This is a genomic window from Pseudomonas sp. C11 (assembly GCF_034683865.1).
GTDB lineage: Bacteria > Pseudomonadota > Gammaproteobacteria > Pseudomonadales > Pseudomonadaceae > Aquipseudomonas.
Genome location: NZ_JAWIIP010000002.1, coordinates 1 through 18,620 on the forward strand (window position 1 = coordinate 1; position 18,620 = coordinate 18,620).

The 18,620-nt window shown below is 64.9% G+C and carries 16 protein-coding genes; 3 read left to right on the forward strand and 13 right to left on the reverse strand.

The window, feature by feature from the left end:
- Positions 1 to 307 precede the first annotated feature (307 nt).
- From VC352_RS03240 to VC352_RS03300, 13 genes are all read right to left on the reverse strand, one after another.
- Positions 308 to 1,891: an aldehyde dehydrogenase (NADP(+)) gene (locus VC352_RS03240; RefSeq protein ID WP_322978148.1), complete on the reverse strand. Its 1,584-nt coding sequence runs from the start codon at positions 1,889 to 1,891 to the stop codon at positions 308 to 310.
- A 123-nt stretch (positions 1,892 to 2,014) separates the two neighbouring features.
- Positions 2,015 to 3,001, reverse strand: a complete 987-nt coding sequence (araD1, locus tag VC352_RS03245) for an AraD1 family protein (protein ID WP_322978149.1) — start codon at positions 2,999 to 3,001, stop codon at positions 2,015 to 2,017.
- 53 nt (positions 3,002 to 3,054) lie between these two features.
- Complete coding sequence (locus VC352_RS03250) at positions 3,055 to 4,230, reverse strand: L-lyxonate dehydratase (protein WP_322978150.1); 1,176 nt, start codon at positions 4,228 to 4,230, stop codon at positions 3,055 to 3,057.
- A 326-nt stretch (positions 4,231 to 4,556) separates the two neighbouring features.
- Entirely contained in the window at positions 4,557 to 5,840 is a 1,284-nt protein-coding gene (locus VC352_RS03255) for an OprD family porin (RefSeq protein ID WP_322978151.1), read from the reverse strand.
- Between the two features lie 196 nt (positions 5,841 to 6,036).
- On the reverse strand, positions 6,037 to 6,996 hold the full coding sequence (locus VC352_RS03260) for an amidohydrolase family protein (RefSeq protein WP_322978152.1): 960 nt from the start codon (positions 6,994 to 6,996) through the stop codon (positions 6,037 to 6,039).
- Position 6,997: 1 nt separating this feature from the next.
- Positions 6,998 to 8,008 carry a TRAP transporter substrate-binding protein gene (locus tag VC352_RS03265; RefSeq protein ID WP_322978153.1) on the reverse strand — a complete coding sequence of 337 codons (1,011 nt, stop codon included), beginning with the start codon at positions 8,006 to 8,008 and terminating at the stop codon, positions 6,998 to 7,000.
- Between the two features lie 15 nt (positions 8,009 to 8,023).
- Positions 8,024 to 8,950 carry a YncE family protein gene (locus tag VC352_RS03270; protein WP_322978154.1) on the reverse strand — a complete coding sequence of 309 codons (927 nt, stop codon included), beginning with the start codon at positions 8,948 to 8,950 and terminating at the stop codon, positions 8,024 to 8,026.
- Positions 8,951 to 9,001: 51 nt separating this feature from the next.
- Positions 9,002 to 9,988: a TRAP transporter substrate-binding protein gene (locus VC352_RS03275; RefSeq protein ID WP_322978155.1), complete on the reverse strand. Its 987-nt coding sequence runs from the start codon at positions 9,986 to 9,988 to the stop codon at positions 9,002 to 9,004.
- A gap of 32 nt (positions 9,989 to 10,020) precedes the next feature.
- Entirely contained in the window at positions 10,021 to 11,301 is a 1,281-nt protein-coding gene (locus VC352_RS03280) for a TRAP transporter large permease subunit (RefSeq protein ID WP_322978156.1), read from the reverse strand.
- The gene (locus tag VC352_RS03285; protein ID WP_322978157.1) at positions 11,298 to 11,825 is read right to left on the reverse strand and encodes a TRAP transporter small permease; all 528 of its coding nucleotides are present in this window, start codon (positions 11,823 to 11,825) and stop codon (positions 11,298 to 11,300) included. Before VC352_RS03285 ends, VC352_RS03280 begins: the two co-directional genes overlap by 4 nt.
- Positions 11,826 to 11,929: 104 nt before the next feature.
- A complete protein-coding gene (locus VC352_RS03290) occupies positions 11,930 to 12,946 on the reverse strand; it encodes a 4-hydroxythreonine-4-phosphate dehydrogenase PdxA (RefSeq protein ID WP_322978158.1) in 1,017 nt (338 codons plus the stop codon).
- A complete protein-coding gene (locus VC352_RS03295; protein ID WP_322978159.1) occupies positions 12,943 to 13,902 on the reverse strand; it encodes an amidohydrolase in 960 nt (319 codons plus the stop codon). Before VC352_RS03295 ends, VC352_RS03290 begins: the two co-directional genes overlap by 4 nt.
- Positions 13,895 to 15,226 carry an MFS transporter gene (locus VC352_RS03300; protein ID WP_322978160.1) on the reverse strand — a complete coding sequence of 444 codons (1,332 nt, stop codon included), beginning with the start codon at positions 15,224 to 15,226 and terminating at the stop codon, positions 13,895 to 13,897. Before VC352_RS03300 ends, VC352_RS03295 begins: the two co-directional genes overlap by 8 nt.
- 290 nt (positions 15,227 to 15,516) lie before the next feature.
- Between VC352_RS03300 and VC352_RS03305 the strand changes: the two genes are divergently transcribed.
- The 3 genes from VC352_RS03305 to VC352_RS03315 are packed head-to-tail and all read left to right on the forward strand — an operon-like array spanning position 15,517 to position 18,618.
- Positions 15,517 to 16,530 carry a tripartite tricarboxylate transporter substrate binding protein gene (locus tag VC352_RS03305; protein WP_322978161.1) on the forward strand — a complete coding sequence of 338 codons (1,014 nt, stop codon included), beginning with the start codon at positions 15,517 to 15,519 and terminating at the stop codon, positions 16,528 to 16,530.
- Between the two features lie 49 nt (positions 16,531 to 16,579).
- On the forward strand, positions 16,580 to 17,101 hold the full coding sequence (locus tag VC352_RS03310; RefSeq protein ID WP_322978162.1) for a tripartite tricarboxylate transporter TctB family protein: 522 nt from the start codon (positions 16,580 to 16,582) through the stop codon (positions 17,099 to 17,101).
- On the forward strand, positions 17,098 to 18,618 hold the full coding sequence (locus VC352_RS03315) for a tripartite tricarboxylate transporter permease (RefSeq protein ID WP_322978163.1): 1,521 nt from the start codon (positions 17,098 to 17,100) through the stop codon (positions 18,616 to 18,618). Before VC352_RS03310 ends, VC352_RS03315 begins: the two co-directional genes overlap by 4 nt.
- Positions 18,619 to 18,620 lie beyond the last annotated feature (2 nt).

Here is an 18,620-nt window from a genome sequence, read left to right on the forward strand (position 1 = left end):
GGAGTCCTCTGCCAGGTTAAAAACTGTTACCCATGTGCTTGAACCGATTTGTCACCTATGTGGGTGAGTCGTACCGCAAAGACTTTTTGCCTTCTTTTGTGGCGTTTGACAAAAGAAGGTCGCCGGGAGGCGAAACGGGAGATATCAGCAGAACGCAGATAAGCTGCTTGAACACCGAAACAACCGAAACCAATACACAAACTCACCAGCCACTATCAAACAAAGCCATTTCACCAAACCGCACGAAGAACAAAAAAGCCCCGGCATAAGCCGGGGCAAATCGGGAAGGGAGCAGTGAACGGAGAAATCAGACGATGGCTTCGCGACTGCTGACGCCATCGACCAGACGCAGGATGCCCAGCGGGTTGGCATTCTGCAGCGCGGCTGGCAGCAGCCGATCCGGGTAGTTCTGGTAGCACACCGGGCGCAGGAAGCGATCGATGGCCAGCGTGCCCACCGAGGTGCCACGGGCATCGGAGGTCGCCGGATAGGGGCCGCCGTGAACCATCGCGTCGCATACCTCGACACCAGTCGGGTAACCATTAAGCAGCAGGCGGCCGGCCTTGCGCTCGAGTAGCGGCACCAGGTCGGCGAAGTCGTCCAGATCCTGCTCGTCAGCGATCAGCGTGGCGGTGAGCTGGCCGTGCATGCTCTGCAGGGCACGGGCCAGCTCGGCGTGGTCGGCGACTTCGACGACGATGCTGGTCGGGCCGAAGACTTCTTCCTGCAGCAGATGGTCGCCTTCGAGCAGCATGCTCACGTCAGCCTTGAATAGCTGTGGCTGCGCCTGGTTGCCGGCCTGCTCGTTGCCCGCCAAGTGAGTGACCTTGGCATGGCCTTTCAGCAGCGCGACGCCGCTGGCGTAGCTGCGCAGGGTGCCGGCATTGAGCATGGTCTGCGCCGGTTGTGCGCCGATGGCGTCGGCCAGGCCGGCGACGAACTCGCTGAACTCGGCGCTGCGAATGCCGATGATCAGGCCAGGATTGGTGCAGAACTGACCGCAGCCCAGCACCACGGAGCCAGCCAGCTCCTTGGCCACGGTGGCGCCCCGCGCTTTCAGGGCGCCCGGCAGGACGATCACCGGGTTGACGCTGGACATCTCGGCGAACACCGGGATCGGCTGCGCACGGGCAGCGGCCATGTCACACAGGGCGCGACCACCCTTCAGCGAACCGGTGAAACCAACGGCCTGGATGGACGGGTGCTTGAGCAGGATCTCGCCGACGCCGCCGCCGAAAATCATGTTGAACACGCCCTTGGGCATGCCGGTTTTCTCGGCGGCGCGGATGATGGCATCAGCCACCCATTCGGCGGTGGCCATGTGGCCGCTGTGCGCCTTGAACACCACCGGGCAACCGGCAGCCAGGGCCGAGGCGGTATCGCCACCGGCCGTAGAGAAGGCCAGCGGGAAGTTGCTGGCACCGAATACCGCGACCGGACCGACGCCCAGGCGGCACTGGCGCAGGTCGGGGCGTGGCAGCGGCGTGCGCTCGGGCAAGGCCCGGTCGATGCGCGCACCGTGGAAATCGCCACGTCGTAATACCGTAGCGAACAGGCGCAACTGGCCGCTGGTACGGCCGCGCTCGCCCTGGATACGGGCGGCCGGCAGCGCCGTTTCACGGCAGACGGTGGCGACGAAGTCATCGCCCAACGCATCGATTTCCGTCGCGATGGCGTCGAGGAATTCGGCGCGGCGTAGGGGGTCGAGCTTGCTGTACAGCGGGAAGGCGGCGGCAGCGGCTTCGGCGGCGGCGGCCACCTCGGCTTCGGTAGCCTGGATGAAATGCCCCGGCAAGGCCTCGCCAGTGGTGGCGTCCAGGCTCTGCAGGCGAATGTCGCCGGCGACGCTGCGCCGCCCGGCGATGTAGTTGTGACCGAGTATGCCAGTCATCAGGGTCTCCTCGACCGAATGGGTTCGAACGGCCGCCGTGGGTAACGGCGGGGATGGAGCCGAGGGCTCCGCATGGAGAGAAAGGACACGCGCCGCCGTTGTGCAGCGGCACGTGGCGACAGGTCAGAGCACGCTGACCTGCCCAGGCTGCACGGCGACCGGCTGGCGCGCGATGCCATTGCGCAGTGGCGCGCCGAACGCGTCCATGGCGATCTCGAAGGTATCGCCCGGCACAGCCTTGATGCCGTCGGCGAACGACAGCGTCGCGGTGCCGAAGTAATGCACGTGCACGTCCCCCGGGCGGAGGAACTGCGCGTACTTGAAGTGGTGATACTCGAGGTTCTCCAGGCTGTGGCACATGTTGTCCTCGCCGGAGAGAAACTCCTTCTCCCAGAGCACCTCGCCGTTACGCAGGATGCGGCTGTGGCCACGCAGGTTGTGCGGCAGGTCGCCGACGCGCAGCTCCGGGCCATAGGCGCAGTAGCGCAGCTTGGAATGCGCCAGGTACAGGTAGTTACGGCGCTCCATGACGTGGTCGGAGAACTCGTTGCCCAGGGCATAGCCCAGGCGATAGGGCTTGCCGTCGTCGCCGATCAGGTAGAGGCCGACCAGCTCCGGCTCTTCGCCGGCGTCTTCGGCGAACTCCGGTACCGGGAAGTCGGCACCGGGACGCACGACGATGCTGCCGTCGCCCTTGTAGAACCATTCCGGCTGCGCGCCGACAGCGCCGGCAGCGGGCTTGCCGCCTTCCAGGCCCCATTTGAAGATGCGCATGGTGTCGGTGAGGCTGGCCTCGTCCTGCTGGTGCATCTTGTCACGGGTGGCGGCGCTGCCCAGGTGGGTCAGGCCGGTGCCGCTGACCAAGCAGTGCGCCGGGTCGTCATGATCCAGCGGTGGCAGCACGCGCCCCGCTGCCAACAGGCCGGCGTAGTCCGGGCCGGCATCGCAGCCGCGCACGTCGACTTCCGCCGCCAGGCCATGGCCGGCACGAATCGCCGCCAAACCCAGCTCGCGCATGCTGCTCACGCCGCGCACCACTTGTACCTGGGCGCCATCGATGACACCCACCTGGCGTTGTCCCGCCTGGTTTTCGAATTGAATCAGCCGCATCTGGGTTTCTCCTGCGATGCTGAGGGCGCCGCCAACCGGCGGCGCCACTGCGGTCACTCGATGATGTTGAAGTCCTTGAGGTATTCCTCGGAGATTTCCAGGCCCAGGCCCGGCTTGTCGTCATCCAACTGGATGTAGCCATTGACCGGTTGCGGCTCGCCCTTGAACACGTAGTAGAACAGCTCGTTGCCGACCTCGACGTCGAACACCGGGAAGAACTCGGCCATCGGCGAGGCGGTGCTGGCCATGGTCAGGTGGTAGTTGTGCATCTGCCCGGCGTGGGGGATGACCGGCACCGACCAGGATTCGGCCATGGCGTTGATTTTGCGCGCCGCGGTGATACCGCCGACGCGGTTGGTGTCGTACTGGATGACGTCCACCGCGCGGCGTTCGAGCAGATCCTTGAAGCCGTGGCCGGTGAATTCGTGCTCGCCGCCGGAGATCGGCATGATGCCCATCTTCTTCAGCTCGATATAACCCTCGATGTCGTCGGCGATCACCGGCTCTTCCAGCCAGCGCGGCTCGAACTCGGCCAGCTTCGGCAGCATGCGGCGGGCGTATTCCAGGGTCCAGCCCATGTAACACTCGAGCATGATGTCCACGTCCGGGCCGGCCAGCTCACGCAGCGCGCGCACCTGTTCGATGTTGCGGCGCATGCCCGCCGGGCCGTCTTTCGGGCCGTAGCCGAAGCGCATCTTCAGCGCGGTGAAGCCCTGGTTCAGGTAGCCCTGGGCTTCTTCCAGGAACAGGTCGAGGTTGTCGTTGGCGTACAGCTTGGAGGCGTAGGTCCAGATCTTTTCCTTGGTACGACCGCCGAGCAGCTTGAACACCGGCTTGTTCACGGCCTTGCCCATGATGTCCCAGATTGCCAGGTCGATTGCCGAGATGGCGGCCATGCCGATGCCCTTGCGGCCCCAGGCGTGGGTGCGGCGGTACATCTTCTGCCAGATGTATTCGTTGTCGAAGGGGTCTTCGCCAATGCAGATCGGCGCCAGGTACAGGTCGATGATTTCCTTGGCCACGCGCGGGGCCAGGGCGCAGTTGCCGATGCCGACGATGCCGGTGTCGGTCTCGATCTCGACCACCAGCCAGCCGTGGAAACGGAACGAGCCCATGGCATCGCCGCGCTCGAAGAGGATGTCGCTGGCGTTGGTGCAGAAATGCGCCTGCGGCGGTACGACCTTGCCCTTCCATTCGAAGACGCGGGTACGGACGGATTTTATTTTCATGTTCACAACTCCTTGCACTGCAGGTTGGCTATCAGTCGTCATGCCACTGCCTGGGCATGCCACTGGCGATAGGGTTCGAAGCGGGTCGACAACGAGAGGCGAGCAGCGCCGGAGGCTGGTTGCAGGAAGATCGCCGTTCTTGTTGTCATTGTTCGGGTGTTCGGTAGCCGATCACTGGAGCCGACTCTAGCCAGTGGCTGAGGCGTCGAATAATCACTTCTACACATCCAGTGATAACCCCAGGAAATCTCTAGGCGACAAATACCGTTTCATCCGTTATCGATTAGGCGCCCCGCCGCTACCAGGGGGCGCCCAGCAGCTGCGGCTTACAGCAGCGACAGCGGGTAGTTGATGATCAGGCGGTTCTCGTTGAAGTCCTGGCCGACATCACGGCGGATATCCGAGTTGCGCCAGCGCACGCTGAGGTTCTTCAGACTGCCGTCCTGGATGGTGTAGGCCAGCTCGGTTTCACGGGCCCACTCCTCGCCGTCCTTGCGGCCGTCGCTGGCATGGATGTCATCGCCCTTGATGTAGCGGTTCATCAGAGTCAGGCCGGGGATGCCGAGGCCGGCGAAGTTGTAGTCGTGACGCAACTGCCAGGAGCGCTCATCGGGGCTGTCGAAGCTGGCGGTGAAGGCGTCGTTGACCAGGCTGCCGCCGCTGGCGCCGTCGACACGCAGGAACTTGGTGTCGCCGCGCAACTGCTGGTAGGCCGCGGTGAAGGTGTTGTTGCCGGTCTTGGCCGAGAAGCTGCCCTGGTAGACCTTGTTGTCCAGATCGCCGGCCTTGGCTGCGCCCTCCTCCTTGCCGGTGAAGTAGCCGAGGTTGCCGCTCAGTACCCAGTCGCCGACCGGTTGGCTGTGGGTCAGTTGCACGTAGCTCTGCTGGTAGACGTCTTCCAGGCGAGCATGCCAGGCGCCGACCATGGTGGCGTTGCCGTTGAAGCGGTACTCGGCACCGCCGAAGTTGAAGTCATCGCCGTTGAAACCGTTGAAGCTCATGTCTTCGCGGCTGGCGTCGTTACGCTGGCTGTTCTTCCAGAACTGGCCGCCGTAGAGGCTCAGCCCGTCGATTTCGTTGGAGGTGATCTGCGCCCCCTGGAAGGTCTGCGGCAGCGAGCGGCCATCGTCGGCACGCAGGATCGGCAGCACGGCGAACCATTCGCCGACCTTCAGCTCGGTCTTGGAGATTTTCGCTTTGGCGGCGACGGCGGTACGACCAAACTGGTCGGCTGGTTCGCCATCGTCATGGATCGGCAGCAACTGGCTGTTGGCCACGGTCTCGTTGCCATCGAGCTTGATGCTGTACAGGCCCAGCACATCGAGGCCAAAGCCAACGGTGCCTTCGGTGTAGCCGGAGCGCGCATCGAGAATGAAGCTCTGCGTCCAGCCTTCGGCCTGGGACTGGTCGTTGCCGTCCAGCTTCGGCCCGGAGTGGTTGAGGTAGTTACGGTTGAAGTAGTAGTTGCGCAGGTTCAACGAGACCTTGGCGTCATCGATGAAACCGGCGGCCTGCACCGTCGTGGTCGACAGACTGGCGCCCAGCGCCAGGCCGATGGCGACGCCCAGGGTGTTGCGGTTGAAGCGAGCTGCGGTGTGCAAGTTAGTCATGTTAATTGGCCTATCGATCTTGTTTTGGGCAAAGCCGTCCCCCTCGGGTACGCACCCGATGCAAAAAATCTGGGAGATGGCCGTTCAGGCGACCATGACTGGCCGCGGTACAACTTCACCGCCAGGGCGCCTCTGCTGCGGGATCAACCGTTGTGCAGAGGCGTACCGAGGCAGCATTCGGATGAGCGGTGGTGTGTCAGTCCTCCAGCTCGATTCGGTAGAAGGCCTGGGCGTTACGCCAGAAGAAGGCGTCACGCTGGGCCTCGTCGTAGTCGGCGAGGATCGTCTGCAGCGCCGTGACCAGCTCGCCGTAGCCGATACGCAAACCGGCCACCGGGAAGTTGCTGGCGAACAGACAGCGCTCGATCCCGAACAGCACCAGGGTTTCCTCGATCACCCCGCGGTTGCCTTCCAGTGTCCAGGGTTGATCACGCAGGCCCAGTTCGGAGACTTTCACGCAGACGTTGGGCTGCGCCGCCAACGCCGCCATGCCGGCGCGCCAGCCGTCGAGCCCGGCGGGGCTGCGATCCCAGGGGAAGCCCATGTGGTTGAGCACGATGGGCACCTCGGGGAAGGCAGCGGCCACCTCGGCGGCTTCCTGCAGGTGCCAGTACGGCACGCGCAGATCCCAGGACAAGCCATGCCGGGCCAGCAGTTCGAAGCCGCGTAGCCAGGCCTCGTCCTGCATGCTGCCGCTCTGCCCGCGCACGCTGGCGGCCAGCTCCGGCCGTGCGGCCGTCACCGGTTTGCTGCGGATGCCGCGCAGCAGCGGAAACTCCAGGTGCCGCCCCAAAACCTCCTCGCATTCCGGGCGGTGAAACCAGACATGCGCCACCACGGCATTGGGAAAGCCGTAGTGCGCATGTTGCTGGTGCACCCAGCGGGTTTCCGCCACCTGGTCGGCGCGGTCGTGTTCGGCCTCGCAGTGCACCGTGGCCAGCACCCGCTGGCCAGCGCTGTCGGCCAGGTAGTCCTCGGGCAGGTAGTTACGCCGCAGCGGCGCGTAATCGCCGAGAAAGAAGCCCGGGTCGACCTCGTCCTGCAGCCAGGGGTAGCGATGGCTGTCGAGGTTCCACAGGTGATGATGGGCATCGATCAGGCGCTGCCCGCCTGCCGCATACGGCAGGCCGAGGCGCTGGTGCAGGCTCTCGGGCATCTCAGTTGGCTCCGCGCAGGCGCTGCAGTTCTGCTTGCCAGGCATCGACGAACTCGGCGCCGATATTGCCGCGCACCTGCTCGGTAACCACCTTGGCCTGCTCGACGAAGCGTTGGCGCTGCTCATCGCTCAGGGCATTGACCTGCATGCCGGCGTCCTTGAGTTCGGCCAGCTTGTCCTGGTTGGCCTTGCGGGCGATGGCGCGCTGCTCGCCTCTGGCCTGTTCGGCAGCCTGGCGTACCTGGGCACGCTGGGCATCGTCGAGCGAGTCCCAGGTCTTCTTGCTCATCAGCAGCACGTAGGACGTGTAGATGTGCTCGCTCAGGGTCAGGTACTTCTGCACCTCGTTGAAACGCTGGGTGGCGATCAGCGAGATGGGGTTTTCCTGGCCGTCGATGGCGTGCATTTCCAGAGCGCCGAACACTTCGTTGATCGGCATCGGCTGGGCGTTGGCGCCCAGGTGCTCGAAGAAGGTACGGAAGATCGGGCTCTGCACGGTGCGGATTTTCAGGCCCTTGAGGTCTTCCCACTTCTCGATGGGGCGCTTGCTGTTGGTCAGGTCACGGAAGCCGATTTCCCAGAAGCCCAGGCCGACCAGGCCCTTTTCTTCCAGCTTGGCCAGCAGTTGTTGGCCCATGGGGCCGTCGAGCATGGCGTCCACTTCAGCCGGGGAGTTGAACTGATACGGCAGGTCGAGCACGCCGAATTCTTTGACCAGCCCGACCAGCGTCGGTGCACCGACCAGGGCGAACTCCACGGTGCCGGCCGGCAGCGCGCCAAGCATCTGCACGTCGTTGCCGATCATCGCCGAGGGGAACACCTTGACGTTGAGGGTGCCGCCGCTGGAAGCCTTGAGGTGCTCGCTGAACAGTTTGGCGCCCTGCGGGCCGGGCGCGTCGACGGGATCGCCCGCGCTGAGTTTGAAGCTGCGTTCCTCGGCGTGAGCGGCAAGACCTGGCAGCAGCAGGGCCAGGCTGATGGCAACGAGACTGCGGGTGAATGCGTTGTTCATCTTGTTGTTCTCCGTTCAGCGCACGATGACCTGGGATACATCCGGCTCGAGCAGGGTGTGGAAGTAACGCAGGAAGCTGTAGGTATTGAGATCCAGCATGCCGACGCGCTGATCCTTGAGCGTGACGAAGGCCAGGTCGCGGGTCGGGTGCAGGCTCATGGCGATGGCGTGAGTGTCCAGCTCGATGCGGTGGATTTCCTCCAGCTCGGCGTTGAACACGGAAATCGAATGCTCGGCGTAATTGGTCACGTACAGGCGATCATGACGGTCGCGGTAGATGCGCGTCGGGTCGGCGCCGGTACGCCCACGGCGGGTCACTTGCAACGTCTCGACATCCACGGCAACGATGCCGTTGTCGCCACGAGTGGCGACGTACAGGGTGCGCTCGTCGGCGCTGTAGCAGTTACCCTCGGGCATGCTGCCCGGCTGCACCGGCACCGGCGCGATGGTCGGGTCCTGCGGTTTCAGCCGGGTGATGGTGTTGCTCAACAGGTTGAGGGCGAAGGCGGTCTCACCGCTGCGGGTCAGCGCCACCAGGTGGCTCTTGTAGCCGCCGGAGGGAATGGCGCGATCCGGGGTGTCCTTGAGGTGCGGCTGGTCGAAGATCAGCAGGGTCGAATTACCTTCGCTGAGCACGTAAAGACGATCCTGCTCGTCCATCGCCAGGCCGTGCGGCCGACGGAACGGCCAGATGCTCAGGGTGCGTACGTGCTCGCCCTTGTCCAGGTCGATGACGAACACCGAGCAACCGCCCTCGCCTTCATGGCTGGAGGTTTCGATGCCGTAGTGACCGACGTAGGCGAAGCGGTTCTGCGAGTCCACCACGAACTCGTGGGGGAAATCCGGCAGGCGGATGTGCTTGATCGCGTCACCGCTCTCGACGTCGTAGAAGCTGAAGGTGTGGGCGCATTTCTGCACCAGCAGCAGAATTTCCTGACTCATGTTCTCGATTCCTGAGGGCGGCGCGCCAGGCGCCGCGTGGGGTGATGGGGCTCAGCGCAGGGCGTCGATGGCGTCCAGCAGCTCGCTGCCGTGTTGCTTGATGAAGGCGTCACGTATCGGCTGGGAAACCACCTGGCGGAAGGCCTCACGGTCGACGTTGGGCTCGATCTGCATGCCTTTCTCGGCCAGCTCGGCGAGGTACTTGCTGTCGTTCTCGGCATTCATCCGGCGCTGCGCCTGACCAGCGGCGCGGGCGGAATCGACCAACAGCTTCTGCTGCGCAGCCGGCAGCGAGTCAAACTTCTGCTTGTTCATCACCACCACCAGTGCGGTGTAGGCGTGATGGGTCTGCGACAGGTACTTCTGCACTTCGTAGAAACCGGAAGACCAGGTGATGCTCAGCGGGTGCTCCTGGGCGTCGACGGCCTTCATTTCCAGGGCGTTGTACAACTCGGCCAGCGGCAGCGGCTGCGGGTTGGCGCCGAGCAGGCGGAAGGCTTCGATCTGCGCCGGGTTGCTGGAGGTGCGGATCTTCAACCCCTTGACGTCATCCGGTACGCGCACAGGTTTGCGCGAGTTGGTGATGTCGCGAAAGCCCACTTCCCAGTAGGCCAGGCCCTTGAGGTTGTGCTCGGCCAGGCCATCGAGCAGTTGCTGGCCGATCTCACCATCGAGCACCCGGTAGGCATGGGCGCTGTCGGCGAACATGAACGGCAGGTCGAGCACCGACATGCGCGGCGTCAGGCCGCTGAAATTGGGCGTGCCGGACATTTCCAGGTCGATGGTGCCGCCACGTACGCCGGCGATCATCGCCTGGTCGTTGCCCAGCATGCTGTTGCCGAAGCTGCGCAGTTGCAGCTCGCCGTTGGAGCCCTCCTTGAGCAGGCGGTCGAACTCCTTGGCGGCCAGGCTCTGGGTGTCGCTGTCGGAGCCGGCGAAACCGAAACGCAGCATGGTCGCGGCCTCGGCCTGCAGCATCGAACAGCTCAGCAGCAGCATGCAGCCCAGGGTACGCAGTTTGTTCTTGTTGTTCTTCATGGTGTCTTCCTAAGGGTAGGGTTGGGGTTGAATCAGGGCAGGAACCAGCGCATCGGCGTCATCACCAACTGGGGGAAGATGATCAGCAGCGCCAGCACCGACAGGTGAGCGAAAAGGAACGGCAGCACGCCACGCATCACGCCATCGAGCGGCACCTTGCCGACGCCACTCATCACACTGAGTACGTTGCCCACGGGTGGCGTGATCAGGCCGATGGAGGTGTTGAGGATGAACAGGATGCCGAAGTACACCGGGTCGATACCGGCCAGCTTGATCACCGGCATGAACACCGGGGTGAGGATCAGCACGATGGGCATCAGATCCATGGTGGTACCGACCACCAGTACGATCGCCATGATCACCACCAGCAGCAGTTGCGGACGGTCGATCAGAGGTTCGAGCAGCTCGCTGACCAGCATCGGCAGCTCGGCGATGGTCATCAGCCAGGACGACACCAGCGCCGCCGCGACCAGGAACATCACCACCGACGTAGTGCGCCCAGCATCGAGGAATACCTGATACAGGTCGCGCAGCTTCAGCTCGCGGTAGACGAACAGCGAGACGAACAGCGCATAGATAGCAGCCACCGCTGCTGCCTCGGTGGGAGTGAAGATGCCCAGTTTGAGGCCGCCGATAATCACGACCGGCAGCATCAAGGCCCAGATACCTTCGCGCAGCGCCTGCAATACCTCGGCACGCGAAGCCTTCTCGCCCACAGGCAGATCGCTACGGCGCGCCAGCCACCACCAGGTGCCCCACAGCGCCAGGCCCATCATCAGCCCGGGGAAGATACCGGCCATGAACAGCTTGGTGATCGACACGCCACCGGCGACGCCGAACACCACCAGTGGAATGGACGGCGGAATGATCGGCGCGATGATGCCACCCGCGGCGATCAGCCCGGCCGAGCGATTCGGGTCGTAGCCGGCCTTGCGCATCATCGGCATCAGCATTGCGGCCACCGCAGCGGTATCCGCCACGGCCGAGCCGGACAGCGAGGCCATGACGATGGCCGCGATGATCGCCACGAAACCCAGGCCGCCGCGCATGTGGCCGACCAGCGCCATGGGCAACGCGACGATGCGCCGCGACAGACCACCGGCATTCATCAGCTCGCCGGCCAGCATGAAGAACGGAATGGCCAGCAGCGGGAAGCTGTCGGCGCCGCTGATCAGGTTCTGCGCGAGAATCTGCGCATCGAAGGTGTCGAGCTGAATCATCAGCGCGACGCCGGCCAGCATCAGTGCGAAGGCCACCGGAATACGCATGGCCATGGCGCCCAGCAGGGAGCCGAGAAACACGAAGATGGTCATTTCGACACCTCGGAAACCAATGCGGCCTCGCTACCGCTGGCCGCCAGGCGCAGCGGATCGGCCTGACGGAACAACAGCTGGTAGAGGCGGCTGAGAATGATTGCGCCCATGGCCAGGCTGCACACCACACCTGCGGCGTACATCCAGCCCAGCGGCAGGCCGGCCACCGGCGACAGGTTGTCCATGTTGATCAGCGTCTGCTTGACGCTACCGACCAGAAACAGGCCGCAGCAGAACAGCATCAGCAACTCGGCCAATACCGCGCAGACGCGCTGGCCGAAGGCCGGCAAACGGCGGAAGACCAGGTCGATGCCCAGGTGGGTGTTGTCACGCAGCGCAATAACAGCGCCGATGAAGGTCAGCCAGACGAACAGGTAGCGTGCGCCTTCGTCCGACAGGGCAATGCCGGAGTTGAAGCCGTAACGCAGCACCACGTTGACGAAGACCAGGATCACCATGGTGGCCATGCAGAACACCACGATGCCTTCGAACAGACGGGAAAACAGCCGGGTTAGCGTGAGCATGAGCACTGCCCTCCCCGTACGCCCGGCAGCGCGGGCTGCCGGCGATTGTGATCGATAGCCATGAGCGGCTCCTCTTATTGTTGTTGTAGCGCCTGGGTCGCGGTTCAGCGGCGCTGGCTCAAACCCATGCGGCAGGCGATCTCGAAAGCCTGGCGGGTTGCACCGACATTGGCCTTGCCCTGCCCGGCGATATCGAACGCCGTGCCGTGCGCCGGCGTGGTGATCGGGATCGGCAGGCCGCCCTGCACCGTCACGCCACGGGAGAAGCCCATCAGCTTGATCGCGATCTGGCCCTGGTCGTGGTACATGGTCACCACCGCGTCGAAGGCCTGGCTGTCGCCCTGCACCTTGAGGAAGATGGTGTCGCCCGGGTACGGGCCGACGGCTTCGATGCCCTCGGCACGCGCCTGCTCGACCGCCGGGCCGATGATGTCCAGCTCCTCGCGGCCGAAGCTGCCGTTGTCGCCGTTGTGCGGGTTGAGGCCACAGACGCCGATGCGCGGTTTTTCCAGGCCGTTGCGCTTGAGTGCGGTGTCGATCAGGCGGATCGCTTCCACCACACGCGTCTGGCTGATCATCCCCGGCACTTCGGCCAGTGCCACATGCGAGGTCACCCGCGAGGTCCACAGGTTGTCGAGCACGTTGAACTCGCAGAACGGGCCGTCGAAGCCCAGGTATTCGGCGAACCAGTGCAGCTCGTCGCTATGGCCCATGCCGGCCATGTGCAACGAGGTCTTGTTCAGCGGGCCGAACAGGATGGCATCGGTGACGCCGTCGGCGGTCAGGCGCAGCGCCTGCTCCAGGGTGTCGAGGCTGTACTGGCCGCCGATCACGCTGGCCTCGCTGCGCGGGAAGTCGCCTTGGGCGCGGCCGCGAAACGGCAGCAGCAGCGGCATGTCGTCGGCGAAATCCAGAGCATCGGTCGAATCGATGATGCGGTAGGGGAAGGATTGCCCGGCGATGTCCATGCCACGGCGCATTTCCGCCTCGTCGGCGATCAGCAGCACCTGGGCCTTGCGCCGCACCTCCGGTTGGGCGAGCAGGCGCGCGATCAGCTCGGGGCCGATGCCGGCGGGGTCGCCCAGTACCATGGCCAGGCGTGGAAGGGTTGCCTTGTTCATGCATGTATCCTCAGGTCGGCCGATGCTCCATCCGGGCGGATCACATCGGGCACGGTGCGATAGACGCGCCGCGCATTGCGGTAGAAAAGCTGTTCCTGCTGGGCCAGCGGCAGGTCGGCGACGATGCGCTTGAAGCCGCCGTAGATGTCGTCGAACGAGCCACACAGGCTGTCGACCGGAAAGTTGCTGGCGAACATCACCCGCTCGGCACCGAACATGGCGATGGTCTCGCGCACGATCCAGGCGTTGTCCGCCACGCTCCAGCGCCGGCCAGGCAGGCCGATGCCGGACACCTTGACCGCCACGTTCTCGCACTCGGCCAGCCGGGCCATCGCCGCGTGCCAGGCCGCCAGGGCCTGTTCGCTGCGATCGGACGGCAAACCGGCATGGTTGAGAATGAGCTGGGTGGTGGGAAAGTCACGGGCCAGCTCGATGGCCTCGTGCAGGTTCCACCAGGGCGTTTGCAGATCGAAGTGCAGGCCGTGGCGCGCCAGCTCGGCATAGCCCTGGCGCCAGCGCTCGTCACTCATCAACGTACGCTGACTGCCGACTTCCTCGGGCGTAGCCGGGCCACCGGGCTTGTGCCGCACGCTGCGCACGCGCTCGAAGGCGGCCTGCGCTTCGAGTACCTCGGCGGCGTCCGGCGCATCCAGCCAGGCCTGGGCGACCACGGCGTTGGGCGCGCCGTAGAGGGCGGCGACTTCGTGGATGAAGGCGGTCTCGCCGATGGGGTCGCGCGGATTCCATTCGGTTTCCACATACACGGTTTCCACCACGCGGTGCTCGCCGGCATCGGCCAGATAGTCAGCCGGGAAATAGCGGCGCTTGATTGCGCTGTAATCGCCGTAGCGGAACGGGATGTTGTGCTCGCCCGACAGCCAGGGGTGGTAGTTGCGCTGTGGATCCCAGAAGTGGTGATGGGCGTCGACGATCGGCCCGTCGTACAACTCAGCCATGGGAAACCTCGGTGTTGTCCAGGGAAATCAGCAGGGTGCCGGCGATGAACAGCGCCGAGCACAGGGCGAAGAAGCCCAGTACCGCGGGATAGCCACCGGCATGCTGCAGCAGCAGGCCAACCAGGATGGGCACGGCGATACCGCCCAGGCTGCCGGCCAGGTTCATCACCCCACCGATCAGGCCGACCCGCGCCGGCGAGGCCAGCAGTGCCGGGAAGCTCCAGTACAGGCTGCCCCACATCAGGAAGAAGGCGGTCAGCGACAGCAGCCCGACCGCCAGGTAGGCGTCGCTAAGGCTCGGCAGCAGCAGGAAGGCGCCCAGTGCCACTAGGCCGGAGCAGGCCAGCAGGCCCTTGGCGGCGACGCCACGGCGCACACCCTTGGCGATCAGGCGATCACAGAGGAAGCCTCCCGTCAGCGAGCCGATGGCGCCGCACAGGAAGATCACGAAGGTCGCCGCGCCGATGCCCTTGATATCGAAGCCACGCGCCTGCGCCAGGTAGCTCGGCCCCCAGGTCAGCAGGCCGAAGAAGACCATGGCCCAGCTGGCACGACCGAGCAGGATGCCGATCAGCGAGCGCGGGGCGATACCCAGGCCGCGCACACCCTGGCGCGCCGCCTCGGCCATCGACACGTTGCGCCCCTCGTTGATCACGGCCAGTTCGGCAGCGTTCACCTGCGGGTGTTCGGCGGGGTTGTCGCGCAGGTAGCGCCAGGCCAGCCAGCCCGTGGCCAGGGTAGCGATACCAGCGATGAAGAAGGCGCTGCGCCAGGAACCCAGCACGGCGATCAGATAGGCGATGATCAGGCCACCCAGGGCCACGCCGAGCGGGCCGCCGCAATCCATCAACACCGCGCCACGACTGCGCTCGCCACTGCCCAGCCACAGCGAATTGAGCTTGCCGCCGGCCGGGAACAAGGGCGCCTCCGCAGCACCAAGGGCGACCCGCGCGAAGATCAGCGACAAGCCGCCGGTGGCGAAGGCTGCCAGGGTCTGGAAGGTACCCCATAGGCCGGTCGACCAGGCGATAACGCGGCGCGGGCCGTAGCGGTCGATCAGCCAGCCACCGGGAATCTGCAGCAGCGCGTAGGCCCAGAAAAAGCTGCTGAGGATCAGGCCCTGCATGCTCGGGCTCAGATTGAATTCGCCGGCGATGACCGGCATGGCGATTGACAGCGAGACGCGGTCGATCAGGTTGATCACCGTCAGGGCGAAGATGATGGCGAAGATGCGCCAGCGCACGTTGGAAGGACGTATCTGAGCCACCGGAGCGGTGGAGGCAGAAGCAGGATGCAGGTGGGGCGTTGCGCTCGAGTGAGCCATGGCGCTGACCTCATAGTTATCGTTCTTGTAAGGTTCCGGCGCTTCGAGTCGGCCGCCGGTGTGGACGCACTATTCCAACCCTGAGCTATTACCGTCCAATCAAAAGTCCTCATAGACCTATCACTACAGGGTATCGCTCATATCACCACTACCGATTCCATGAACGCACGCTCGAAAATGACTCGATAACCCCAAGCTATCGGCGTATGCGATTTACTCAGTGGACGCAGGCAGACTCGCTTCCCACACTCGGGCCACTCCATAACAAGCACAACAAGAAGAGGCTCACCATGCGGACTCCCCCCGTTCGTCATCTCGCTCGCCTGCTCGCCGGCTGCACCCTGCTCTGCGCCAGCGCCCTGCCCGCCCTGGCGCATGCCTGGCAACCGGAGAAAAACGTCGAGATCGTCGTCGCCGGCGGCCCTGGCGGTGGCACCGACCAGCTTGGCCGCCTGATCCAGTCGATCGTCAGCCAGCACAAGCTGCTGGACGTCAATACCGTGGTGCTGAACAAGGGCGGTGGTAACGGCGCCGAAGCCTTCCTCGACATGAAATTGGCCAAGGGCGAGCCCGAGCGCCTGGTGATCGGCACCAACAACATCTACCTGCTGCCACTGGTGGCCAAGCTCGGCTACCAGTGGACTGACCTCACCCCAGTGGCCGCCGTGGCCGAAGACGACTTCATCCTCTGGACCTATCAGGACGCCCCCTGGCAGGACGCCAAGGCCTACTTCGAGGCGGTGCGCGCGAACCCGCCGCAAATGCGCATGGGCGGCAGCCAGTCCAAGGACGTCGACCAGACCCTGACCCTGCTGCTCAACCAGACCACCGGCAGCAAGCTGACCTACATCCCCTTCAAGAGCGGCAGCGAGGCCGCCACGCAACTGGCCGGCAAGCACATCACCTCCAACGTCAACAACCCGGCCGAGAGCGTCAGCCAGTGGCGCGGCAACCAGGTGCGCCCGCTGTGCGTGTTCAGCCAGGCGCGCATGGCCTACACCGAGAAGGTCACCGAGACCCAGTCCTGGGCGGATGTGCCGACCTGTAAGGAGCAGGGCCTGGGCATCGACCAGTACCGTTTCCCGCGCACGGTATTCATGGCCGGCGATGTCACCCCGGAGCAGCGCGCGTTCTACGTCGAACTGCTGCGCAAGGTCACCCAGACACCGGAATTCAAGGCCTACGTCGAACGCAACGCGCTGGTGCCGACCTTCCTCGCCGGTGACGAGCTGAGCGCCTACATCGAGCAGGACACCGCCCGGGTGACCCCGGTCTTCGCGCAGGCCGGCTGGCTGCGCAAATGATCCGCCACGGGCGCCGCCTGGCGCGGCGCCCGCAACGAGGGTGAACGACATGAATGCGAAACACGATAGCGCCGCCCTGCTCGGCACCCGCTGGGTGGAGGTCGGCCTGGCCCTGTTTACCGTCGCGCTCGGCGCCGTGGTGATGCTGGGCAGTCTCGAAAGCGGCATCGGCTGGGGCGATGCCGGCCCACAGGCGGGCTACTTCCCCTTCTACATCGGCCTGCTGCTGAGCGCTGCCAGCCTGGCCAACCTGCTGCTCACCGCGCTCAACTGGCGCGCACTGGGTAACGCCTTCGTCAGTCGCGGCGCCTTTCGCCAGGTACTGGCGGTGTACCTGCCCATCGTCCTGTACGTCGCCGTGATGCCCTTCACCGGCCTCTACATCGCCTCGACACTGTTCATCGCCTGGTTCATGTGGCGTGACCGCCAGCGCGCGACGCCCTACGGCTGGCCGATGATCCTCACCGTGGCCGTGGGTGCCAGCCTGGCCAGTTACCTGATCTTCGCCCTGTGGTTCAAGGTACCGCTGCAGGCCGGCCCGCTGGCCCTGCTGGGAGGGCTGTTCAAATGAGCGAAATCGAATCCCTCATGCATGGCATGAACCTCATCCTCACCCCCGGCCACATCGGTCTGATGGTGGTGGGGGTGCTGCTGGGTATCCTGGTCGGCGTGCTGCCGGGCCTCGGCGCGCCCAACGGCGTGGCGCTGCTGTTGCCGCTGACCTTCACCATGGAACCGGTGTCGGCCATCATCCTGCTCTCCTGCATGTACTGGGGCGCGCTGTTCGGTGGCTCGATCACCTCGATCCTGTTCAACATACCCGGCGAACCCTCATCGGTGGCGACCACCTTCGACGGCTATCCCATGGCTCGCCAGGGCAAGGCCGCCGAAGCGCTGACTGCCGCCTTCACCTCGGCCCTGCTCGGCGCCCTGGTGGGCGTGCTGCTCCTGACCTTCCTCTCCACACGCATCGCCGACTTCGCCATGCAGTTCAGCTCGCCCGAGTTCTTCGCCGTCTACCTGCTGGCCTTCTGCACCTTCATCGGCATGAGCAAGAACCCGCCGCTGAAGACCGTAGTGGCGATGATGATCGGCTTCGCCATGGCCGCCGTCGGCATGGACACGGTATCCGGCGATCTGCGCCTGACCTTCGACCAGAGCTGGCTGCTGTCGGGCATCAGCTTCGAAGTGGCGGTGATCGGCCTGTTCGGCATCGGCGAGATTCTCTGCACCGTGGAAGAAGGCCTGGTGTTTCGCGGAGAACACGCGCGCATCACGCCGATGACCATCCTGCGCACCTGGGCCAAGCTGCCGCGTTACTGGCTGAGCTGGCTGCGCAGCGCGCTGGTCGGCTGCTGGATGGGCGTCACCCCGGGCGGGCCCACCGCCGCCTCGTTCATGAGCTACAGCCTGGCGCGGCGTTTCTCGAAGAACCGCGACAACTTCGGCAAGGGCGAGATCGAAGGGGTCATCGCCCCGGAAACCGCCGACCACAGCGCCGGCACCAGCGCCCTGCTGCCGATGCTGACCCTGGGCATCCCCGGCTCGGCCACGGCGGCGGTGATGCTCGGCGGCCTGATGATCTGGGGCCTGCACCCGGGGCCGACGCTGTTCGTCGAGCAGCACGACTTCGTCTGGGGCCTGATCGCCAGCATGTACCTGGGCAACGTGGTCAGCCTGGTCGTGGTGCTGGCCACGGTGCCGCTGTTCGCCTCGATCCTGCGCATTCCCTTCTCGATCATCGCGCCGATCATCATCATGCTCTGCGCCATCGGCGCCTACTCGGTGCACAACTCGATGTTCGACGTGGCGCTGATGCTGGGCTTCGGCGCGCTGGGCTACCTGTTCAAGAAGCTCGGCTATCCCATCGCCCCGCTGGTGCTGGCAGCGGTACTGGGCGACAAGGCCGAGGATGCCTTCCGCCAGTCCATGCTGTTCTCCGCCGGAGAGCTGTCGATCTTCTGGTCCAACCCACTGGTTGGCAGCCTCACCAGCGCCGCGCTGCTGATGCTGTGCTGGCCGCTGCTGGCGCGCCTGCTGCAGCACCTGCGCCGCCCACGCGGCCTGACTCGGGAGGTGGCCGAATGACG